Genomic DNA, 22995 nt, shown 5'->3' on the forward strand with positions numbered 1-22995 from the left:
GGCGGGGACCTGAACTCAACAAGGAACGGACTATATGCGGATTCTGGTCGTCGAGGACGATGTCAACCTCAACCGGCAACTTGTCGAGGCCCTGCAGGAAGCAGGTTATGTGGTCGACAAGGCATTCGACGGCGAGGAAGGCCATTTTCTCGGCGATACCGAGCCCTATGATGCCGTGATCCTCGACATCGGCCTGCCGGAAATGGACGGCATCACCGTGCTGGAAAAATGGCGCGGCGCCGGCCGCGTCATGCCGGTTCTCTTGCTGACCGCCCGCGACCGCTGGAGCGACAAGGTCGCCGGCATCGACGCAGGCGCCGACGACTATGTGGCAAAGCCCTTCCATCTCGAGGAAGTGCTGGCCCGCATCCGGGCTCTCATTCGCCGCGCGGCGGGACATGCCTCCTCCGAGATCGTCTGCGGCCCGGTCCGGCTCGACACCAAGAGCTCGAAGGCGACCGTCGACGGCAAGGCGCTGAAGCTGACCTCCCACGAATACCGGCTGCTGTCCTATCTCATGCATCACATGGGCGAGGTGGTCTCGCGCACCGAACTGGTCGAGCATCTCTACGACCAGGACTTCGACCGTGACTCCAACACCATCGAGGTCTTCGTCGGCCGGTTACGCAAGAAGATCGGCATCGACATGATCGAGACCGTGCGCGGCCTCGGCTACCGCATCCAAGCGCCGCAAGCCGCGAAATGATCCGCGGCTCCCGATCGCTGACGGTCCGGGTGCTTCTGCTGGCCACGCTGTGGTCGGCGCTTTCGCTCGTCACGATCGCGGTGGTCATCTCGACGCTCTATCGCCAGGGCGTCGAGCGCGGCTTCAACAACCTGCTGCGCGCCCAGCTCTCCAACGTCATCAATTCCGTTTCGATCGGCGACGGCAACAGCCTGTCGGGAAGCCCGGAACTCGGGGACCTGCGTTTCTCGCAGCCGGAGACGGGCTGGTACTGGCTGGTCGAGCCGCTCGGCAATTTTGCCGCTGCCCCTCTTGCCTCCACCTCGCTCGGCATGGCGGAGCTTTCCGTCCCGAGCCTCGAGGAAGTGCCCTTCGACGAGCACTACGAGCGCTTCTATCCGATGACCGATTCCGTCGGGAACAACCTTCTCGTGGCGGAAACCGAAGTCGTGCTCGACGGCGGCGACCGCGCCGCCCGCTTCCGCGTGTCCGGCAATCTCGAAGTGGTGGAGGAGGAGGTGTCCTTCTTCTCGACCCGCCTCTACCTGTCGCTCGCCGTCTTCGGTCTCGGCGGGCTCTTGGTCAACGGTCTGGCCATTCTCTACGGCCTGAAGCCGCTCGACCGGGCGCGCCGGGCGCTGGAGAAAATCCGCGGCGGGGAGGCCGAGCGGATCGTCGGCGACTATCCGCGCGAGATCGAACCGCTCGCCAACGAGATCAACGCGCTGATCGACAGCAACCGACGCATCGTCGAGCGTGCCCGCATGCAGGTCGGCAACCTCGCGCATTCGCTGAAGACGCCGATTGCCGTGCTGCTCAACGAGGCGCGCGGCCTTGACAAGACCCACGGCGACGTCGTCCGCAGCCAGGCCGAGGCCATGCAGGCGCAGGTTTCCACCTATCTCAACCGCGCCCGCATCGCCGCCCAGCGCGACTCCGTCCTGGCGCGCTGCGACGCGGAACCGGCGCTCGAACGGCTGGTCCGGGTGATGCGTCGCCTCAATCCGCAGATCGACATCGTGCTCGAGGTCGCCCCTGGGCTGGCCTTCGCCATGGAACAGCAGGATGTCGAGGAAACAGTCGGCAACCTCCTGGAAAACGCCGCACGTTTCGCCAAGGCGCGGATCGTCGTGAGCGCGGCGACGACCGCTCAAGGCCCCGAGGGCACCGGCGAGGGGGCACGGCGCGGCTGGATCGAGGTGTCCGTCGAGGACGACGGGCCCGGTCTTGCGCCCGATCAGATCGGCGAGGCCCTGAAGCGCGGCAAGCGGCTCGATGAGAGCAAACCGGGTACCGGTCTCGGTCTGTCGATCGTCAAGGAGATTTCCAGCGAATACCAGGGGTCCTTCGGTCTGTCGCGTGCGGCGATCGGCGGGCTCAAGGCGACGCTTGTGCTGCCGGCTGTGACGCGGGACACTGCGTAATCAATTTTGTTGTGAAAAAACAAGGCTGGCCATAAAGATGCCATCTGCGTGCCGCAGCAAGCGAGGGACTTACGTAATGATCGATCGTTCCGGGAACGAGATTGGGGCTGGTCCAATGGGTGTATCCCGCTTTCGTGGCGCGGCGGCAATCGCGCTTGCCGCTTTTGCACTTTCCGCCTGCACGACGACCGGCGGGACTCGCGGCGGCGTCTTGTCCTCCCGCAAGGGCAATCCGTCCGCCCTCTACATTTCGGCCCTGCAGGGCGGCATCGTCGCCCGCTCGGGCGTAAAACTCTCGAACAGCGAACTTCAGCGTGCGCTCGAAGCCGAATATCGAGCACTCGAGGCAGCCCCGGGCGGCCAGCCGGTTGCGTGGAAGGGCGACAGCGTCAGCGGCGAGGTCGTCGCCGCGGCACCCTACCAGGTCGGCCAGCAGAACTGCCGCCAGTATACTCACAAGCTGAACGACCAGGGACGGCAGATTTCGGCGCGGGGCGCCGCTTGCCGCAACACCAACGGCACATGGACGCCCTTGACATAAGTCAAGGCTTGACCGCGCCCACTTCCCTAGACATCAGCTTGCGGCCAAACGCCTCAACTTTGCGTCATCCGCCGTTTGTCTGTGGAATCGAGCCTCGGCTTGAAGTAATTGGGCACCATGTTGTTCTGGATCGTATCTGCTTTGCTGACGGTGGCTGTTGCCATCGCCCTCCTGCTGCCCCTGATGCGGGGTGCGGCGCGCGCACCGGTCGAAGACCTCGGTGAGGCGGCCGTCTATCGCGATCAGTTGCGCGAACTCGACCGCGACAAGGCCGAGGGCCTGATTTCCGAGGAAGACGCGGGTTACGCGCGTGCCGAGATCGGCCGGCGTCTGCTGGCGGTTTCCGGTCCTGCGCAGAATGGCGGCACCTCCGCTTCGTCTTCCGGGCGGGTCAATACCCTGGCCCAGGCCTTCGTCGTCCTCTGTCTTCCCGTCATTGCGCTCGGCCTTTATCTCAAGGTCGGCAATCCCGAGATGCCGGCGGCACCGCTTGCCGAGCGTCTGGAAAACCCGGGCAACAATATCGAGCTTCTGGTCGCCAAGGTGGAACGCCATCTCGCCGAAAACCCGAATGACGGGTCGGGATGGGAAGTGCTCGGTCCGATCTATTTCAAGAGCGCGCGGCTCGGCGACGCCGAACTCGCCTATCGCAACGCGATCCGCCTGCTCGGCACCAGCGCCGGCCGGATGAGCGGCCTCGGCGAGGTGCTCGTCGCGAGCAACAGCGGCATCGTCACCGACGACGCGCGCGCTGCCTTCGAGGAAGTGATCCGGCTGGAACCGGGCAATGCGCGCGCACAGTTCTATCTGGCGCTGGCGCTCGAACAGGCGGGCAAGAAGCCGGAGGCACTCGCCGCCTTCGAGGCGCTTGCCAAGGCCTCTCCGCCGGATGCACCGTGGCTGACGCTGGTTCAGGAGCACATTGCCGCCAATGCCGGCGGCGCGCCGCTTGCCGGGCTTCCGGCACCAATTGCGCCGAATGCCAATGCGCCGGGCAATCCGACCTCCGCCGACGTCGAGGCCGCAGCCGGCATGACGGCCACCGACCGCACCGCCATGATCCGCGGCATGGTCGAAGGCCTGGACGCCAAGCTCAAGGCCGACCCGAACAATTTCGAAGGCTGGATGCGCCTGGTGCGCTCCTATGCCATGCTGAACGAACAAGACAAGGCGATGGCCTCCCTGAAGGCGGGCCTGGCTGCCTTCCCCGCCGACGGCGAAGAGGGCAAGCAACTGATCGCCATGGGCCGCGAACTCGGCCTGCCGGTTGAGGAGGCACTGAAATGACCCGCAAGCAGAAACGCCTCGCCGTGATCGGCGGCGGCATGGCCTTCATCATCGCCGCCGTCCTGCTGGTCATGTTCGCCTTCGGCCAGTCGGTCGCCTATTTCTACATGCCGGCCGATCTCGAAACGACCGCCGTCGGCCCCGGAACCCGCATCCGCCTCGGCGGCCTGGTCGCCGAAGGCTCGGTGGTGCGCGGCGAGGGATCGACGGTCAAGTTCTCCGTCACCGACGGCACGGCAACCGTTCCGGTCACCTATACCGGCATCCTGCCCGACCTCTTCCGTGAGGGGCAGGGCGTCGTGACGGAAGGCAAGTTCGAAGCCGGCGGCGGCGTGTTCACTGCCGACAGCGTGCTTGCCAAGCACGACGAGAACTACATGCCGAAGGAAGTGGCCGACCGCCTGAAGAAGGACGGTGTCTGGGTGGAGGAAAAGACCCAATGATCATCGAGCTTGGCCATTATGCCCTGGTGCTGGCGCTGGCCGCATCGGTCGTCATTTCCGTCTTGCCGGTGATTGGCGCGCGGCGCGGCGACGCGGCGCTGATGGCGGTCGCGGTCTCCGGAACGGTCGCGCAGTTCGCCCTCGTGGCCTTCTCCTTCGGCGCGCTCGCCTGGGCCTACATGGTCTCCGATTTCTCGGTCTCCAACGTGTGGGAAAACTCCCATTCGATGCTGCCGGCGATCTACCGTTTCTCCGCGGTCTGGGGCAACCACGAAGGCTCGATGATGCTGTGGCTGCTGATCCTGACGCTGTTTTCGGCGTTGGTCGCCTTCTTCGGAGGCAATCTGCCGGACCGGCTGAAGGCCAATGCGCTCGCCGTTCAGTCATGGATCGCCAGCGCCTTCCTGCTCTTCATCCTGTTGACGTCCAATCCGTTCAACCGGCTCTCGCCGATCCCGGCCGAGGGCAAGGACCTGAATCCGGTCCTGCAGGACGTCGGTCTCGCCATCCACCCGCCGCTGCTCTATCTCGGCTACGTCGGCTTCTCCGTCTGCTTCTCCTTCGCCATCGCCGCCCTGATCGACGGCCGCATCGATGCCGCATGGGCGCGCTGGGTCAGACCCTGGACGCTGACGGCCTGGACCTTCCTCACCGCCGGCATCGCCATGGGTTCCTACTGGGCCTATTACGAGCTCGGCTGGGGCGGCTGGTGGTTCTGGGATCCGGTCGAAAACGCCTCCTTCATGCCCTGGCTCGCCGGCACCGCACTTCTCCACTCCGCACTCGTCATGGAAAAGCGCGAGGCGCTGAAGATCTGGACCGTGCTGCTCGCGATCCTCGCCTTTTCGCTCTCGCTGCTCGGTACCTTCCTGGTGCGCTCGGGCGTTCTGACCTCGGTGCATGCTTTCGCCAGCGATCCGAGCCGCGGTATCTTCATCCTCGCGATCCTCACCTTCTTCATCGGCGGCGCGTTCTCGCTCTTTGCGCTGCGCGCGCCGAAGCTGAAGGCCGGCGGTCTCTTCCATCCGATCTCGCGCGAGGGGGCGCTTGTCCTCAACAACCTCATCCTGACGGTGGCGACAGCCACCGTGCTGATCGGCACGCTCTATCCGCTGCTGCTTGAGACGCTGACGGGCGAGAAGATCTCGGTCGGTGCCCCCTTCTTCAACCTGACCTTCGGGCTGGTGATGGCGCCGCTCTTGATCGCCGTACCCTTCGGCCCGATGCTCGCCTGGAAGCGTGGTGACCTCTATGCCGCCAGCCAGCGCCTTCTGGTCGCCGCGGCGCTATCGCTCGTTGTTGCGCTGGTCTTCTTTTATGTCGAGCATGGCGGACCGGTGATGGCCGTGCTCGGGCTTGCGGCCGGCTTCTTCCTGGTCTTCGGCGCGATCGCCGACCTATGGTACCGCGCCGGCTTCCGCAAGGTTGCGACTTCGGTGGCGTTTCGCCGCCTCAACGGCCTTCCGCGTTCGGCGATCGGCACGGCGCTCGCCCATCTCGGGCTCGGCGTCACCGTGCTCGGCATCGTCGCGGTCACCACCTTCGAGACGGAAACGGTCGTGGAGATGAAGCCGGGCATGACCGTGGAAGCTGGCGGTTACAGCGTCACCTTCGACGGCATGAAGTCGGCGACCGGCCCGAACTTCACCGAGGATCGCGGCCATTTCACCATTCGCGAGGGCGGTGTCGACCGGGGTGACGTCTGGTCGTCCAAGCGTCTCTACACCGCGCGCCGCATGCCCACCACCGAGGCCGGCATCCGCACCTTCGGCACGAGCCAGCTTTATGTCTCGCTCGGCGACATGATGGACGACGGCGGCATCGTCGTTCGCATCTGGTGGAAACCCTTCATCCTGTGCATCTGGTATGGCGCGCTGATCATGATGGCCGGCGGCTTCGTCTCGCTCTCCGACCGCAGGCTCAGGGTGGGCGTGCCGAAGCGCCACGTCAAGGCCACGGTCCCGGCGGCACTGGAGGCGGCGGAATGAAATCGTTTTTCGGAACTTCGCATGTCGCAGGTTCTGCCCCTCACCCTGACCCTCTCCCCGCAAGCGGGGAGAGGGGACAGCCAAAGCGGTGCGTCTTGTCCCTTCTCCCCGTTTTGACGGGGAGAAGGTGGCGGCAGCCAGATGAGGGGCGGACCGCGAACGGAGGCTTCGGGGCGCTCCTGATCGCTTTCGCAATTCTCCTCGCCCCCCTTCCGGCCTTTGCGGTCGATCCGGGCGAGCGGCTTTCCGACCCGAAACTCGAGCAGCGGGCGCGGGATCTTTCAGCGCATCTGCGCTGCATGGTCTGCCAGAATCAATCGATCGACGACTCGAACGCCGAGCTCGCCCGTGACCTGCGGCTTCTGGTCCGTGATCGGATCGTCAAGGGCGATAGCGACGAGGAGGTGATGAACTACATCGTCTCGCGCTACGGCGAATTCGTGCTGCTGAAACCGCGCTTTTCAGCCAAGACGGCAATCCTCTGGGGCGCGCCTGCGGTGCTTTTCGTCATCGGGCTCGGCGTGGCTTTCGGCTATGCGCGGCGCACGCGCCGCCCGGAGCAGAAGGCGCTGACGGCGGAGGAAGAGGCGCGCCTCGGAAAGCTCCTCGACGAGTGATGCGTGATCGGGCCGGCAAGTTGCCGGCCAAGATTACAAAGATTTCATCTTCCGTACAGTTCGCTGTAAGGTGACGCGCCCTATATCTCCATCATCCACCGCTTCCGCCGGACTTTCCGGCCTCCAGCCAGAAGAAAAGATGAAGGTAGATTTCATGTCCACACTCAATGGTCGCTCCAAGCTCAAGACGATCCTGAAGAACTCGACCGCTGCCGGCCTTGCGGCCGTGATGCTGGCGGGTGCCCTTCCGGCCGTCGTTACCCCCGCTTATGCTGACGCGGTCAAGGTCGAAGCGGCCCAGGTGCCGAGCTTCGCCGACGTGGTCTCGGCGGTATCGCCCGCCGTCGTCTCCGTCCGTGTGCAGTCCACCGTCCAGCAGACCTCCGACGAGAGCAACTTCTCCTTCGGTTTCGGCGGTCGCGGTTTCGAGGACCTGCCGGATGATCATCCGCTGAAGCGTTTCTTCAAGGAATTCGGCATGCCCGGCCCCGACGGCGAGCATGGCCCGAACGCCGATCCGGATCGCCGCCCGCGCGGCCATGCCGACGGCAAGGGCCGCCTGCGCCCGACCTCGCAGGGCTCCGGCTTCTTCATCTCCGAGGACGGCTATATCGTCACCAACAACCACGTGGTCGATGACGGCGCCGCCTTCACGGTCGTCTTGAACGACGGCACCGAACTCGACGCCAAGCTGGTCGGCAAGGACAGCCGCACCGACCTCGCCGTGCTGAAGATCGAGAACCCGAAGCAGAAGTTCACCTATGTCGAGTTTGCCGAGGACAAGGACATGCGTGTCGGCGACTGGGTCGTCGCCGTCGGCAACCCGTTCGGCCTCGGCGGCACGGTGACCGCCGGCATCATCTCGGCCCGCGGCCGCGACATCGGCTCCGGTCCGTATGACGACTACATCCAGATCGACGCCGCCGTGAACCGCGGCAACTCCGGCGGCCCGGACTTCAACCTGTCGGGCCAGGTGGTCGGCATCAACACCGCGATCTTCTCGCCCTCGGGCGGCAATGTCGGCATTGCCTTCGCCATTCCGGCCTCGGTCGCCAAGGGCGTCGTCGCCGAACTGATGAAGTCTGGCAGCGTCAATCGCGGCTGGCTCGGCGTGCAGATCCAGCCGGTCTCCAAGGACATTGCCGACTCGCTCGGCCTGGCGGAAGCCAGCGGCGCCCTGGTCGTCGCCCCGCAGCCCGACTCGCCTGGCGGCAAGGCCGGCATCAAGCAGGGTGACGTGGTGACCGCCGTCAACGGCGACCCGGTCAAGGATCCGCGCGACCTCGCCAAGCGCATCGCCGCTTTCGCACCCGGAACCACGGTCGACGTGTCGATCTGGCGTGAAGGCAAGTCGTCCTCCGTCAAGGTCGAGCTCGGCCAGCTGCCGAACGACCAGGCCGCTGCGTCCACCGACGAGAACGGCGGCCAGAACGAGACCACGCCGTCGACCGAGCAGGCGCTCGCCAATCTCGGCGTCAGCGTCACCCCGGCCGAAGACGGCAAGGGCCTGACCATCGTCGACGTCGATCCGGACTCCGACGCTGGCGACAAGGGCCTTAAGGCCGGCGAAAAGATCACCTCGGTCAATAACCAGGCGGTCGCAACCGCAGCCGACGTCATGAAGGTGCTGGATCAGGCGAAGAAGGACGGCCGCACCAAGGCGCTCTTCCAGATCGAATCGGAAAGCGGCAGCCGCTTCGTGGCCCTGCCGATCAACCAGGGCTGACGGCGCCGGCCTGAACCGACCTCTGAGGGGCGCCGTCGTCTTTGCCGACGCGGCGCCCTTTTCTTTTGATCGATGGAAAGGACGAGACGATGATTACCGGGCAGGGCAACGCGCCGCAGCCGGGCGATTCCGGTTGTGCGCAGGGCATGGCCGGCGCTAATGTCGCCCACATGAAGATACTTGTCATCGAAGACGATCTCGAAGCCGCGGCTTACATCACCAAGGCTTTCCGGGAAGCCGGCATTGTTGCCGACCACGCCAGCGACGGCGAGAGCGGCCTGTTCATGGGCAGCGAAAACGCCTACGACGTGATGGTCATCGACCGCATGCTGCCCCGCCGCGACGGCCTTTCGGTGATCAGCGAGCTCAGGAAGCGCGGCATCGAGACGCCGGTGCTGATCCTCTCGGCGCTCGGCCAGGTCGACGACCGCGTGACCGGGCTTCGCGCCGGCGGCGACGACTATCTTCCCAAACCCTATGCCTTTTCCGAGCTTCTGGCCCGCGTCGAGGTGCTCGGCCGCCGCAAGGGCAAGCCTGAGCAGGACATGGGTTACCGCGTCGGCGACCTGGAACTCGACCGCCTGTCCCACGAGGTCCGCCGCGCCGGCAAGGAGATCCTGCTCCAGCCGCGCGAATTCCGCCTGCTCGAGTATTTGATGAAGAATGCCGGCCAGGTGGTGACCCGCACCATGCTTCTCGAAAACGTCTGGGACTATCACTTCGACCCGCAGACCAACGTCATCGACGTGCACGTCTCGCGGCTGCGCTCGAAGATCGAGAAGGACTTCGACAAGCCGCTCCTGAAGACGGTGCGCGGTGCGGGCTACATGATCAAGGACGAAGGCTGAGCCTCCCATGAACGCCCGCCTCAAGCTTCTTTCCAAGTCGGCCGCCGTCCGGCTGTCGGCGCTCTATATCGGCCTCTTCGCGCTGTGCGCGGGCCTGCTCGTCATCTATGTGACCGCCCTTTCCGAACGCATCCTCTATGTCCAGACGCGTGACACGCTGAAGGAGGAGGTGCAGGAGATCGAGACGGCCTTCGAGCGCGGCGGCATCAACCGGCTGCTGGCGATCATGGAGCGGCGCGCCCGCCAACCGGGCGCCAATCTCTATGTCATCGCCGGCCCGAACGGCGAGATCCTGGCCGGCAACGTCGCCTCCGTCGAGCCGGGCCTTTTCGACCACGAGGGCTGGACCGAGCACCCGTTCCGCTACGAGCGCTACAACGAGAGCGGCGACGTGCAGCGGCACGTGGCGGCCGGTCACGTCTTCTTCCTCGACAACAAGCTCCGCATCCTCGTCGGCCGCGACCTCGGCGAGCCGACCAAGCTCAGGTTGCTCGTCCGCCAGGCGCTGATGGTGGCGCTCGCCATCATGGGTCTCGGCGCGGTCATCATCTGGTTTGCCATCGGCCGAAATGCGCTGAAGCGCATCGACCGGGTGTCGGCGGCCAGCAAGAAGATCATGGCGGGCGACCTGTCGCAGCGCCTGCCGGTTTCCGGGTCGGGCGACGAATTCGACCGCCTGTCCTCCTCTCTCAACGCGATGCTCGGCCGTATCGAGAAGCTGAACGAGGGTCTGCGCCAGGTCTCCGACAACATCGCCCACGACCTCAAGACGCCGCTGACGCGGTTGCGCAACAAGGCAACGGACGCGCTGGCCGAGGACGACGAGGCGGCGCGCCGTTCAGCCCTTGAAGGCATCATCGCCGAATCCGACCAGCTGATCCGCACCTTCAACGCACTTCTGATGATCAGTCGCGTGGAGGCCGGCTCGATTGCCGCCGAACTCTCCGACATCGACCTGTCCGCGATCGCCGCCGACAGCGCAGAGCTTTACGAGCCGGTGGCGGAAGAGGCGGGCCTCGCGCTCGAGACGACGATCGCGCCGGGCCTTTCGGTCAGGGGCAATCGCGAGCTGATCGGCCAGGCGCTTTCCAACCTGATCGACAACGCCATCAAGTACGGAATGGCGGCCGCGGACGGGCAGGATCACGGATCGGGCGGAAAGATCACGGTCACCGTGGGCAAGGTCGGCGGTGCGGTCGAGGTCGCTGTTTCCGACAACGGGCCGGGCGTCGATGCCGACAAGCGCGAGGACGTGGTGAAACGTTTCGTCCGTCTCGAAGCGAGCCGCACCAAGCCCGGAACCGGCCTTGGCCTGTCGCTGGTCGAGGCGATCATGGCCCTTCATGGCGGACGGCTCGAACTCTCCGACACGACGGTGGACGGCGGTGCGACCCGCGGCCTGACCGCCCGCATGATCTTTCCCGGGCAGAAGATGTAAGACGGCGCCGGGTCGGCCGGCGTCAGTCCCCGAGCCATTCGAACATGATCTGCGAGGGCGAACAGCCGGCCACGCAGCCGCCGCAACCGCCGCAGGCGGACGGGGCGGGCGCCGTGCGCTTGACGCGGCCCTTCTTTTCCCAGACCCGCATCATCGCCTCTACCGCGTCGGGCTCGCTGTGGCTTTGCAGCGAGAGGGAGAGGAGGGAGGCGCGCGGACTTTCCCGCAGGATGTCGCGCAGTTCGGTCAGGCTGGCCATCAGATGGCCCCCGCCTTGGCGAGCACCGGGCGGCGCAGCCGGGCGGACGTGTGCCGCAGCGCGAGGATGGTGACGGCGAAGGCCGCCAGGATCGCGGTGATCCACAGCGAGGCGCGCAGCGGTGCTTCCGCGAATGTCGCCGTCTGGTAGGCGATGACGGCAGAGCCGTAGGCGATCCCCGTCGTCCAGGCGACAGTGGCCGTCATCCAGCGGGCGCCGGCCTCCCGATAGATCGCGCCGGTCGCAGCGACGCAAGGTGTGTAGAGCAGGATGAAGAGCAGGTAGGCGAAGGCGCCGGCGCTGCTTGCGAAACGGGCCTGCATCTCGGCAAAAGTGCCGGTCTTGACCTCTTGTTCGGCAGCGGCGGCCTCCGTCGAGGTAACGTCGCCGATGTCGATACCGAGCGGGTCGGTGATCCTGGTCGTCAGCGCGGCAAGGTTGGCGGGCACGGAGGCCGCGGCCCGGGCAAGGCCCTCGACGATGATCTGTGTCGTGCTCTGCTGTTTCTCGGGCGCTTCGGGGGCGGCATCGCGCGCCAGCGCCCCGTAGAGCGAATCGAGCGTGCCGACAACCGCCTCCTTGGCGAAGACACCGGTGACGATGCCGACAATGGCCGGCCAGTTGCGTTCGTCGAGCCCCATCGGCTGGAAGACCGGGGCAGCCGCCTTGCTGGCGACCGCCAGGATCGAGCGGTCGCTTTCGGCGCTGCCGAAATTGCCCCGGGTGTCCATCGCGCTGACGATGGAGAGGAAGGCCACCATCAGAACGATGACGCGACCGGCGCGCAACACGAAGCCCTTCAGGCGCTCCCAGGTATGCATGACCACATTGCGCAGGGTCGGCATGTGATAGGGCGGCAGTTCCATCACCAGCGGCGACACCTGGCCGTGGGTGAGTGTCATCTTCATGATGTAGCCGGTGAAGATGGCGACCGCGATGCCGGCGAGATAAAGCCCGAAGACGAGGTTCTGGCCGTTTGCGGGGAAGAAGGCGGCGGCGAACAGCGCATAGACCGGCAGGCGTGCGCCGCAGGACATGAAGGGCGCCATTATGATGGCGGTCTTCCGGTCGCTTTCGTTGTCGAGCGTGCGGGTTCCCATGATCGCCGGGACGTTGCAGCCGAAGCCGACGATCAGCGGCACGAAAGCCTTGCCCGGCAGTCCGGCCATGCGCATGAAGCGATCCATCACGAAGGCAGCGCGGGCGAGATAGCCCGAGTCCTCGAGGATCGACAGGAATATGTAGAGGAAGGCGATGACCGGGATGAAGGTGGCCACCGTCTGGATACCGCCGCCGATGCCATTGGCGATTAGAACCGTCAGCCATTCGGGAGAGCCGGCCGAGCGCATGGCGTGGCCGAGCCCGTCGACCAGCACGGCACCGACGCCGATGTCGAAGAAATCGATGAATGCCGAGCCGACATTGATGGTCCACATGAACATCAGGTACATGACGGCGAGGAAGATCGGGATGCCGAGCGCGCGGTGGAGCACGATCCGGTCAATCCGGTCGGTCAGCGACTGAGAGGCGATGCGCGGCCGCTCCACCGAGGCGGCAACCACCCGTCCGGCAAAGGCGTAGCGCCGATCGGCGATCAGGATGTCGAGGTCCTCGCCGCACTCGTCTTCAAGTTCGGCGAGGGTTTCGGCGATCTCGGCGCCAAGCGCGCCGGGAAGGCCATCAAGCCGGCTGCGGTCGCCGTCGAAGATCTGCAGCAGCCGCCAGCGGGGATCGGCTGCAGACTCGGGAAGGCGAGGAGCAAGACGCTCGACGGCCTTCTCGACCGCCGCATCATAGTGGCAGAAGCCGGATGGCACCCTTCCCGAGGTGGCGACGTCGGCAATGGCCTTCTGCATCGCTTCGAGGCCTGTGCCCTTTGCCGCGACGATCGGCACGACCGGGCAACCGAGCTGCCCGGCCAGCGCCTCGACATCGATCTTCACGCCGTTCTGGCGGGCCACGTCCATCATGTTCAGCACGACCAGCATGGGGACGCGCATTTCGAGGAGCTGGGTTGTCAGGTAGAGATGCCGCTCGAGATTGGAAGCGTCGACGATATTGACGAGCACGTCCGCCTCGCCGGAGACGGCAAAGTCGAGCGCGATCCTTTCATCGAGCGAGGTTTCGAGCGAGCCGAGGGAATAAGTGCCGGGCAGGTCGACCAGCGTCGCCGCCTTGCCGGCGAGCATCATCGTGCCGGTCTTCTTCTCGACCGTGACGCCCGGCCAGTTGCCGACCTTCTGGCGCGAACCCGTGAGGGCGTTGAAGAGGGTGGTTTTCCCGCAATTGGGATTTCCGACCACGGCGACGGTCATCTGTTTCATGGGATGTATCCGCAGGTTGGGGACGTTGTGAACCAGGATCTAGGCCGGGACGCTGTCGGCAATTTGCTCGACGGTGACGATCCGCGCCTCTTCGCGGCGGAGGCAAAGGGCCGTGCCCCTGAGGTTCACTTCCACCGGATCGCCGAGGGGCGCCCTCCGGGTGACGGCAACCACCGCGCCCGGCGTGAGGCCCATCGACAGCAGGCGACGCCGGCATGGGTCGTTCCGGTCGCTGAAGCCGGTGACGCGCACGACCGCGCCGATCGGGAGTTCGTTGAGGAGCGTCATGTGATCTAGTCCTTGATCGGTTCGACGGTGAGCTTCTGGGCCATGCCCAGGCCGAGGCCGACGCGACTTTCATGGATCGCCACGATCATCGGCCCGGTCATCTGGTTCTGCACGACGCGGACGATCGAACCGAGCGCCAGCCCCAGATCCGTCAGCCGCCGGTCGAGACTGCGTCCGCCCGCCAGCGCCACGATGCGCACCCGTTCGCCCGGTCGGGCCATGGTGAGAGGGTAGGCAGCCGTTTGCGTCATCATGGTCATCTCCCGCATGAAAGGGGCGCCGCGCGCCCAGATGCGATTGCAGTTGCGTGTCATTCCGAACAAGGTGGCGGCAAAAGAGCACCTGCCGACCTATCGCTGTCTCCATGTGCGGATATATAGCTCTACCGAAAGATGAGTTTGATCTTCAACAAACAAAATGACGCAGGCATCGCCGCACCGCCCATTGATCCGGCGCATGGCCTTTCCGCACAACACGTCCTACCTTCCCAGCGGGGTGCGAGATTCGCTAGAACGGTTTTCGCACATGACGCATGCGGGGAGGCTGGCGATGGATGAATCGAAGGCGAGGCGGTTGTCCGAGGTCGCGGACGGTGTGATCCGGCCGTTCAACCAGACGGAACTGAAGTCGGTCGTGTCCCTGCTGAAAGACGCCGGCAAGCAGCATCCGGTGCTGGCCGATCTCGTCGCCGGCGAAAGCCCGCTCCGGACCTTCGTCACCGCCGCACTTTCGCTCTCTCCCTATCTTCGCGACATGGCAGCCCTCGATCCGGCAACGCTGGTGCGCGCGTTCGAGGAGCCGCTCGAGCCGCTGCTCGAGACGCTCGTCGCCGACGCCCGCAATGCCTGGCGCGGCGAGGACGGCGGTGCGGTCGCGACCGAGGCGCAGGTGATGACCCGGCTGCGCGTCGCCAAGCGCAAGCTTTCCTTCGTCACCGCACTCGCCGATCTGGCGCGCATCTTCGATGCACGCGACACGACGCGCTGGCTTTCGGCGATCGCCGACGCCTGCGTCGCGGCCGCGATTGACCACCTGCTGATCGCCGGCCAGGACGCCGGCAAACTGGTCCTCAAGGACCGGGACGAACCCTCGGCGGAGAGTGGCCTGATCGTGCTCGGCATGGGCAAGCTCGGAGCCTGCGAGCTCAATTATTCCTCCGACATCGACCTTGTCATCTTCTTCGAACCCGAGGCCGGTATCCTCGTATCGCCGGAAGATGCGACGGAAACCTATGGCCGGATGATGCGCCGGCTGGTGCGTATCCTGCAGGACCGCACCGGCGACGGCTATGTCTTCCGGACCGACCTGAGGCTGCGTCCCGATCCGGGCTCGACCCCGCTCGCCGTCCCGGTCGAGGCGGCCCTTCTCTACTATGAGGGCAGGGGGCAGAACTGGGAACGCGCCGCCTTCATCAAGGCGAGGCCGGTCGGCGGCGACCTGAAGGCGGGGCAGGGCTTCCTGCGGGAGCTCGTCCCCTTCGTCTTCCGCAAATATCTCGACTATGCGGCAATCGCCGACATCCATTCGATCAAGCGGCAGATCCATGTCCACAAGGGCCACGGCGCGATCGCGGTCAAGGGGCACAACGTCAAGCTCGGCCGCGGCGGCATCCGCGAGATCGAATTCTTCGCCCAGACCCAGCAGCTGATCGCCGGCGGTCGCATGCCGGAACTGCGCCTGCGCCCGACCGAGGCCGCACTTCATGCGCTGACCGCCGCCAACTGGATCGACGCGGCGACCCGCGACGAACTGATCGAGGCCTACTGGTTCCTGCGCGATATCGAGCACCGCATCCAGATGGTGCATGACGAACAGACCCATCTCCTGCCCGAAACCGAAACCGAGCTTCGCCGCATCGCCTATATGGCGGGTTTCAGTGACACCACCGGTTTCTCCACGCGGCTGGAGAGCGTGCTGAAGACGGTCGAGCGGCGCTATGCCCGGCTGTTCGAACAGGAGGAGCGGCTGTCGTCGGCGAGCGGCAACCTCGTCTTTACCGGCCAGAAGGACGATCCGGACACGCTGAAGACGCTGAAGGGTCTGGGTTTCGAACGGCCCGAGGACATTTCGCGCGTCATCCGCACCTGGCACTACGGCCGCTACCGGGCGACCCAGTCGGTGGAGGCGCGCGAGCGGCTAACGGAACTGACGCCGCAGCTCCTGAAGACCTTCGGCGAGAGCCGGCGCGCCGACGAGGCGCTGCTGCGCTTCGACAGTTTCATCTCCGGCTTGCCGGCAGGCATCCAGCTGTTTTCGCTCCTGACCAGCAATCCCGCGCTGCTGGACCTCATCGTCAACATCATGTCGTCCGCACCGCGGCTCGCTGAAATCATCGCCCAGCGTCCGCATGTGTTCGACGGCATGCTGGATCCGGGCCTGATGGTCGAGCTGCCGACCCGGACCTATCTCGCCCGGCGCCTTTCGTCCTTCCTGCAGGGCAGCCGCCACTACGAAGAAATCCTCGACCGGCTGCGCATCTTCGCCGCCGAGCAGCGCTTCCTGATCGGCATCCGCCTGCTCACCGGCACCATCGGCGGACCGCAGGCGGGCCATGCCTTCACCGACCTTGCCGGCCTCATCATCGAGGAGGCGCTGAAGGCGGTGGTCGCCGAGATGGAGGCCGCCCACGGCCGCATCGCCGGCGGCAAGGTGGCGCTGGCCGGCATGGGCAAGCTCGGCTCCTTCGAACTCACCGCCGGTTCCGACGTCGACCTCATCCTGCTCTACGAGCACGACGACGAGGCGGGGGATTCCGACGGGGCAAAGCCGCTCGACCCGGTACGCTACTACACGCGCCTGACCCAGCGTTTGATCGCGGCGCTGTCGGCCCCGACTGCCGAGGGTGTGCTCTACGAGGTCGACATGCGGCTTCGTCCCTCCGGCAACAAGGGACCGGTGGCGACCCGGCTCAGGGCCTTCGAAAAGTACCAGTTCGAGGAGGCCTGGACCTGGGAGCACATGGCGCTGACGCGTGCCCGACTGATCTGCGGCGACGAAGAGCTGATGCAGGCGACCGGAAGCGTGATCGCCGCCGTCCTGGCAAAGCCCCGCGACGCAGCGAAGACCGCGGCCGACGTCGCCGAAATGCGGGCGATGATCGACAAGGAGAAGCCGCCGAAGGATATCTGGGATCTCAAGCTCATTCCGGGCGGCCTGATCGACATCGAGTTTATCGCCCAGCACCTCGCGCTGGTCGCGCGGGGGCGTAAGGTCGATGCCGAGGTGAACGGCCTGTCGACCGCCGACGCGTTGAAGCGGCTTGGGGCCGAGCTGATGGACCCGAACGATCTCGATCTCTGCCTCTCGGCCCTCAGGCTTTACACGGAGCTTTCGCAGGTGATCCGCCTGTGCGTCGACGGCGGCTTCGATCCGGCAACCGTTCCGGCAGGCCTCGTCGATCTCGTTTGCCGCGCCGGCGACAGCCCCGACCTGAAGACGCTCGAAGCCGAGATCAAGCGTCTGTCGAAGGCGGTCCGCAAGGTCTTCTCAAGCGTCGTGAAGGGATGAGGCGGCCGCCCTGATGGTTTTGAAAGTCCGGAATTTCGGGGTTTTCGGTATTTTAACCTACTCTGAAGTAGAAATATGAGGTGAGGTCGCAGGGGTGTGGCCCGCCACATCGTTCGACGTCGGATATCGGAACCTTGAAACATTCGATCAGGTGGATCCTTGAGGCACTGAAGGTGCCCAACGAAAATCCGGAGCTCACGCTTTCGCAGTTCGAGGCTTTCTCGAAGCAGGTTCCGCTGCTCTATTTCATCCTGACGACCAACATGCTGTCGCTGGCCTGGACGCATCGTGACATTGCGCCCGCCTATCTGGTCATCTACCTGCCGGCCGTGCTTTCCATCATCTTCGTGGCGCGAGGTATCGGCTGGTTCGTTTCCCGCAACCGCAAGGTCGATGCCGCGCAGGCCTATCACCGCCTCAAGGCCACCAACCGGCTGGCAGCGCCGATCGCCATCTTCTGTACCGGCTGGTCCCTGGCTCTACTGCCCTATGGTGATGGCTTCCAGCAGTCCCATGTGGCGTTCTTCATGGCGATCACAGTCATCGGCTGCATTTTCTGCCTGATGCATCTGCGTTCGGCGGCAATGGTCGTGACGGTTCTCGTCAATGCTCCATTCTTCCTTGCCATGGTGTTGAGCGGCGAGGAGACCTTCGTCGCGACCGGGATCAACGTGATCCTCGTCAGCGTCGCGATGATCGCTGTCCTTCTCACCCATTATCGCGATTTCCATCAGCTCGCCGAACAGCGTCTGGTCCTGCAGGCGCAGAACAAGACCATGAAGGCGCTCTCGGATGAGAATCTGAGGCTCGCAAACCTCGATAGCCTGACACTCATCGCCAATCGCCGCAGCTTCTTCCATACGCTCGACCAGGCCTTTGCCCGGGCGCAGTCCGAAGGCGGTATGCTGGCGATCGGGGTGATCGATCTGGATGGCTTCAAGCCGATCAACGACATGTACGGGCATTCGGCCGGCGACAAGGTTCTTGTCGAGGTGGCCGAGCGCCTCAGCCGGTTTGCCGACGAGGCCGTCTCCGTGTTTCGCCTCGGCGGCGACGAGTTCGCACTGATCGTCACAGGCAACCATGACGAAGCCTCGGTGGTGGCGCTCGGAAACCACGCCTGCGATGCCATCGCTCAGCGCATCAATCTCGGCGGCGGCGTAGTCCAGGTGACCGCCTCGCTCGGTTTCGCGATCTTCCCGCAGGTGGGCGCGAACGGGCAGGAGCTTTACGAACGCGCCGACTACGCCCTCTACACCGCCAAGAAGCATCATCGTGCCGGTGTCGTGGTGTTCAATGCCGAGCAGGCCGACGAACTGTCGCGTCAGAAGGTGGTCGAGGAGACGTTGCAGGTCGCCGACCTCGAAACGGAACTCTCGCTGGTCTTCCAGCCGATCATCGATGTCGCCTCGCGACGCCCCGCCGGTTTCGAGGCGCTTGCCCGATGGAACTGTCCGACCATTGGTCCGGTGTCGCCGGCCGAGTTCATTCCGATCGCCGAGTACAACGGCCGGATCGGCCTGATCACCCGCCTGCTTCTGGAGCGCGCGCTGAAGACCGCCGGCACATGGCCGGACGATGTCTTCCTGTCCTTCAATCTGTCTCCCCATGACCTCGCGACGGCCGAAGGCGTCAATCGGTTGGTCGGCATCATCAGGGCGAGCGGCGTCGATCCGCGCCGTATCACCTTCGAGATCACCGAGACGGCCGTGATGAGCGATTTCGAGCAGGCCAACGCCTCGATCCGGATCCTCAGGCAGCTTGGCTGCGGTATTGCGCTCGACGACTTCGGCACCGGCTATGCGAGCCTCAGCTACGTTCACCGACTGCCGCTCTCCAAGATCAAGGTCGACGGCAGTTTCGTGCGCGAGATCCACCGGAAGGAAACCAGCGTCAAGATCGTCAAGTCCGTCCTCGCGCTCTGCGCCGAGATGCGGCTGGAGGCGATCGTCGAGGGCGTCGAGACCGAGAACGAGATGGCGATCCTCGAAACGCTGGGCGTCGGCTCGGTTCAGGGCTACCATTTCGCCCGGCCGATGGCCGAAGCCGAAACGCACGCCTTCCTGAAAGGAGCGGGTGCGTCGTTGGAGAGCCGCCGGGTCTCCTGAGCGGACGAGCGACCGACAACCTGCCGGGGCTTACCTGACGTCAGGCCCGCTTGCGCGCCGTCTCGATAATCAAGACCTCCGGGATCATCACCGAGACCACCGTGCCGCAGCCTTCGCGGGAGCGGATCTTGAGACTGCCGCCGTGCATGTTGACCAGCGAGCGCGAGATGGCGAGACCGAGGCCGGAGCCGCCGGTGCTCTTGGCATACTGGCTCTGGACCTGCTCGAAGGGCTGGCCGATCTTCGACAGGGCGGCCTTCGGAATGCCGATGCCCGTATCGGCGATGGTGATGGCGACCTTGTCGCCGATCTTGCGGGTGCGCAGCGCGATCTTGCCGCCCGGTTCGGTGAACTTGACCGCGTTCGACAGGATGTTCAGCAGGATCTGCTTCATCGAGCGGCGGTCGGCGGTCATCACCAGTCCGGGCGAGACGCGCTGCTCGACATGGACGTTCTTTTCCTCCGCCGGGATGGCGGTGAGGCGAAGGCTCTCCTCGATCAGCGCGTCGAGGTCGATCCGCTCGCAACGGATCTTCATCTGGCCGGCTTCGATCTTCGACATGTCGAGGATGTCGTTGATGACGTTCAGCAGGTGCTTGCCGCTGTCGTGGATGTCACGGGCATACTCCTCGTATTTCGGTGAGCCGATCGGGCCGAACATGCCGGCGAGGAGAATTTCCGAAAAGCCGAGAATGGCGTTGAGCGGCGTCCTGAGCTCGTGGCTCATATTGGCGAGGAATTCGGACTTCGCCCTGTTGGCGGCTTCCGCACGCTCCTTCTCCGCCTGGTAGTTGGCATTGGCGACCGAGAGCTCGGCCGTCTGCTTTTCGAGCTTCTTCTGCGACAGCGAGAGGTCGCCGATATTGCACATCAGCCGGCGCTCCTGTTCGCGCAGGCGATCCTGGTGGCGCTTGAGAAGCGTGATGTCGGTGCCGACCGAGACGAGACCGCCGTCACGGGTGCGGCGCTCGTTGATCTGCAGCCAGCGTTCGTCGGCGAGCTGGACCTCGGTGGTGCGCGATGCGCTGCCCTGATCCGGGTCGGCGACGCGCCGCTGGATGATCGGCTTCTGCGCGGCGGCCTGCACCACCCAGCGCTCGGTGCCCGGTACGAGGATGCTGTCCGGCAGGCCGTAGACCTTCTGGAAATGCGCGTTGCACATGACGAGCCGGTCGTTCTTGTCCCAAAGGACGAAGGCTTCCGAGGTGCATTCGATGGCGTCGGCGAGCCGCTGGTCGGCCTCCGCATAGCGCTGGGCGAGGCGGTGCTGCTCGGTAACGTCCATGGCGATGCCGATGACGTGCAGCGAACCGGTCGTGGAGCGGATCACCTGGGCGCGGGCGCGCATCCAGACGTAATGGCCCTGGGCGTGGCGCATGCGGAAGATCTGGTCGATCTGGCGCGAGCCGCCTCGTCCGACGGCGCGCGCAAGCGCAAAGAGATTGCCGTCGTCGGGGTGCATCAGGCGTGCCGCATCGGCAAAGGCGAGCACTTCTGTCGACGGCGGCAGGCCGAGCATCTCGTACATCGAGCGCGACCAGAACAGCTTGCGACTGGCAAGGTCGAAGTCCCACAGGCCGCAACGCCCGCGCGACAGTGCGGCCTCGACACGCATGTTGGATTCGAGCGAGACGTCGTCCGCCTCGCGGGCCCGCTTCACCTGCTGGAAATAGGCGTAGAGGATGACGAGAAGGATCAGCGAGATGCCGGAGAACAGCGTGACGTTGAGGGCGATCTCGGCGCGCCAGAAGTCCATCATGCCCTGGAGCGAATGGGCGCTGAGGATCATGGCGCCGTCGCTGCCGACTGGGGTCATCACCGCGAAATGGCGCACGCCGGCGATGTCGGTCTCGATGCCGCCGCCCTGATCGGCGAAGCGGCGAATGGTGGCGACCTGGGGCAGAAGATTGGCAAGCGGCAGGCCAACATAGCCGGCGCCGGACCGAGACGAGGCGAAGACACGTCCGTCGGTGTCGGTGAGCAGCACGAAGGCGCCGTTCTTCAGATGAGCGCTGGACAGATAGCGGGTGAGGATCGCCTCGGCGGCGGCGCGGTCGGCCGTGGCGAAGAGGTCAACCTTCTCGCCGAGGGCAGCGTCCGCCGTGGTCGCCATCAGGGCCGTCATCTGGCGGATCCCTTCCTCGAAGCGTCCATGTTCGCCGAGCATGCCGATGCCGCGTGCCAGCGCCACGACGCCGAGGAAGGCGATGATCAGGATCGGGATCGAACGGCGCAGGATCGTCTCGAGGCGCCGCGACGGCTCGCTCTCGGAGCCGTTGACTCCGCCGAAGCCCTCGCGCAGTTTCGTGAAAAAGGCCGCAATGCCAGAAATATTGAGTCGCAGCCGCTCATCGGCTGCGGTTGCCCGCCGCGCGTTCGACATTGTCCCTGCCTCGATCCCTCGTGTGATCCGAAGCGCCGCTCGCCCGAATCTGACTCAATGAATCACCGGTGATTCGCCTTGTCCAGATGGGGGTGGTGAACAAAATCTTAACCCATTCTTCCGAATCGGCTTTTTTTGTACGAACTTCGCCAAAGGCTTGAATCTGATTGAAAAGACGGTCGTCTCTCGCTTATCGAAGACGAGATTTGCATAGCGGGTGACGTGGTCCAGGGGGAATGTCGTAATGTCTGAAATGCCCATGCGCGGGACGCCGGTTCGGGCGGGAGCCTCCGCGTTGATGATGATGCTTGCCCTGATGGTCACCGGGCCGTCGAAAGCCGCCGAACCGGCGCCGCCGAGCCTCTATGACGAGTTGTCGGAGGAGCAGGTCGAGGAAGCCGATCAGTTCGCCCTTCACAACGCGATTGCCACCGTGTTCCACGAGGCCGGCCACATGCTGGTCTCCGAGTTTTCGCTGCCGGTGCTGGGCAAGGAAGAGGACGCTGTCGACGGCCTTGCGGTCGTCCTTCTGCTCGAGGCTGAGGACGAGAACTTCAACACTGCCGTCGAGGATTTCGCCAATGTCTGGTTCCTCTCGGCGGGCCAGGCGACAGAGGACGACGAACTCGCCTTCTGGGACAGTCACGGCCTCGACGAGCAGCGCGCCTACAGCACGGTGTGCCTGATGCTCGGAAAGAACGAGAAGCGCTTCAAGGACTTCGCGGATTCGCTCGAGTTTCCCGACTATCGCGCCGAGGAGTGCCCGTCCGAATACGAAAGCCTGCTGACCAGCTGGAGCAAGCTGCTCGAACCGCACGAGGCCGGCAAGAACGACAAGACGAATTTCGTCATTAAATACGAGGAAACGAAGAATCCGCAGCTTGCCTATTTCCGCAAGAAGATCATGGATATGGAGGTGTTGGAACTGGTGGAGGCCGCCTTTTCCGGCACCTACAAGCTCAAGGACGGGATCAAGCTGACGGCAACCGAATGCGGTGTCGCCAATGCTTTCTGGAGCCCGGACGACCGCGAGATGACGCTTTGTTACGAGGATGTGCTGAACAGCGCCGAACTCGACGCCCAGTGGTACATCGACAATCCCGACGAGTAAGACCCTGACGAGCAAGAC

Annotated in this window: 18 protein-coding genes; 13 read left to right on the forward strand and 5 right to left on the reverse strand. The window is 64.8% G+C overall.

Annotation, left to right across the window (positions count from 1 at the left end; translation table 11 throughout):
- Positions 1-34 precede the first annotated feature (34 nt).
- The 10 genes from ACX93L_RS12800 to ACX93L_RS12845 all read left to right on the forward strand — a co-directional run bounded on the left by ACX93L_RS12800 (position 35) and on the right by ACX93L_RS12845 (position 10997).
- Positions 35-706, forward strand: coding sequence for a response regulator transcription factor (locus ACX93L_RS12800; protein WP_169589437.1), 672 nt, complete (start codon positions 35-37; stop codon positions 704-706).
- Entirely contained in the window at positions 703-2109 is a 1407-nt protein-coding gene (locus ACX93L_RS12805) for a sensor histidine kinase (RefSeq protein WP_459405185.1), read from the forward strand. Before ACX93L_RS12800 ends, ACX93L_RS12805 begins: the two co-directional genes overlap by 4 nt.
- 115 nt (positions 2110-2224) lie before the next feature.
- The gene (locus ACX93L_RS12810) at positions 2225-2650 is read left to right on the forward strand and encodes a hypothetical protein (RefSeq protein ID WP_169589432.1); all 426 of its coding nucleotides are present in this window, start codon (positions 2225-2227) and stop codon (positions 2648-2650) included.
- Positions 2651-2767: 117 nt separating this feature from the next.
- Positions 2768-3937: a c-type cytochrome biogenesis protein CcmI gene (ccmI, locus tag ACX93L_RS12815; RefSeq protein WP_459405186.1), complete on the forward strand. Its 1170-nt coding sequence runs from the start codon at positions 2768-2770 to the stop codon at positions 3935-3937.
- On the forward strand, positions 3934-4380 hold the full coding sequence (gene ccmE, locus ACX93L_RS12820; protein WP_459405187.1) for a cytochrome c maturation protein CcmE: 447 nt from the start codon (positions 3934-3936) through the stop codon (positions 4378-4380). Before ccmI ends, ccmE begins: the two co-directional genes overlap by 4 nt.
- Positions 4377-6368, forward strand: coding sequence for a heme lyase CcmF/NrfE family subunit (locus ACX93L_RS12825; protein WP_459405188.1), 1992 nt, complete (start codon positions 4377-4379; stop codon positions 6366-6368). The genes ccmE and ACX93L_RS12825 overlap by 4 nt, the downstream gene beginning before the upstream one ends.
- A 179-nt stretch (positions 6369-6547) precedes the next feature.
- Complete coding sequence (locus tag ACX93L_RS12830) at positions 6548-6985, forward strand: cytochrome c-type biogenesis protein (RefSeq protein ID WP_459405382.1); 438 nt, start codon at positions 6548-6550, stop codon at positions 6983-6985.
- Positions 6986-7139: 154 nt separating this feature from the next.
- A complete protein-coding gene (locus ACX93L_RS12835) occupies positions 7140-8711 on the forward strand; it encodes a Do family serine endopeptidase (protein ID WP_459405189.1) in 1572 nt (523 codons plus the stop codon).
- Between the two features lie 146 nt (positions 8712-8857).
- Positions 8858-9559 carry a response regulator transcription factor gene (locus tag ACX93L_RS12840; protein WP_459405383.1) on the forward strand — a complete coding sequence of 234 codons (702 nt, stop codon included), beginning with the start codon at positions 8858-8860 and terminating at the stop codon, positions 9557-9559.
- A gap of 7 nt (positions 9560-9566) precedes the next feature.
- Positions 9567-10997, forward strand: a complete 1431-nt coding sequence (locus tag ACX93L_RS12845) for a sensor histidine kinase (protein ID WP_459405190.1) — start codon at positions 9567-9569, stop codon at positions 10995-10997.
- A gap of 22 nt (positions 10998-11019) precedes the next feature.
- Here the strand turns inward: ACX93L_RS12845 and ACX93L_RS12850 are convergent, their stop codons facing one another.
- The 4 genes from ACX93L_RS12850 to ACX93L_RS12865 are packed head-to-tail and all read right to left on the reverse strand — an operon-like array spanning position 11020 to position 14122.
- The gene (locus tag ACX93L_RS12850; protein WP_459405191.1) at positions 11020-11256 is read right to left on the reverse strand and encodes a FeoC-like transcriptional regulator; all 237 of its coding nucleotides are present in this window, start codon (positions 11254-11256) and stop codon (positions 11020-11022) included.
- Complete coding sequence (feoB, locus tag ACX93L_RS12855) at positions 11256-13580, reverse strand: Fe(2+) transporter permease subunit FeoB (RefSeq protein WP_459405192.1); 2325 nt, start codon at positions 13578-13580, stop codon at positions 11256-11258. The genes ACX93L_RS12850 and feoB overlap by 1 nt, the downstream gene beginning before the upstream one ends.
- A gap of 39 nt (positions 13581-13619) precedes the next feature.
- Complete coding sequence (locus ACX93L_RS12860; RefSeq protein WP_459405193.1) at positions 13620-13868, reverse strand: FeoA family protein; 249 nt, start codon at positions 13866-13868, stop codon at positions 13620-13622.
- A gap of 5 nt (positions 13869-13873) precedes the next feature.
- Positions 13874-14122: a FeoA family protein gene (locus tag ACX93L_RS12865; protein WP_459405194.1), complete on the reverse strand. Its 249-nt coding sequence runs from the start codon at positions 14120-14122 to the stop codon at positions 13874-13876.
- Positions 14123-14411: 289 nt separating this feature from the next.
- On the opposite strand from ACX93L_RS12865, the gene ACX93L_RS12870 reads away from it, so the two are divergent.
- Together ACX93L_RS12870 and ACX93L_RS12875 are read left to right on the forward strand one after the other, a co-directional pair.
- Complete coding sequence (locus ACX93L_RS12870) at positions 14412-17375, forward strand: bifunctional [glutamine synthetase] adenylyltransferase/[glutamine synthetase]-adenylyl-L-tyrosine phosphorylase (RefSeq protein WP_459405384.1); 2964 nt, start codon at positions 14412-14414, stop codon at positions 17373-17375.
- 134 nt (positions 17376-17509) lie between these two features.
- On the forward strand, positions 17510-19483 hold the full coding sequence (locus ACX93L_RS12875; protein ID WP_459405195.1) for a putative bifunctional diguanylate cyclase/phosphodiesterase: 1974 nt from the start codon (positions 17510-17512) through the stop codon (positions 19481-19483).
- A gap of 40 nt (positions 19484-19523) precedes the next feature.
- Here ACX93L_RS12875 and ACX93L_RS12880 read toward each other — a convergent pair whose 3' ends face one another.
- The gene (locus ACX93L_RS12880; RefSeq protein WP_459405196.1) at positions 19524-21866 is read right to left on the reverse strand and encodes an ATP-binding protein; all 2343 of its coding nucleotides are present in this window, start codon (positions 21864-21866) and stop codon (positions 19524-19526) included.
- Between the two features lie 244 nt (positions 21867-22110).
- On the opposite strand from ACX93L_RS12880, the gene ACX93L_RS12885 reads away from it, so the two are divergent.
- The gene (locus tag ACX93L_RS12885; RefSeq protein ID WP_459405197.1) at positions 22111-22977 is read left to right on the forward strand and encodes a DUF4344 domain-containing metallopeptidase; all 867 of its coding nucleotides are present in this window, start codon (positions 22111-22113) and stop codon (positions 22975-22977) included.
- Positions 22978-22995: the final 18 nt, after the last annotated feature.

Source organism: Rhizobium sp. CAU 1783 (assembly GCF_054551725.1).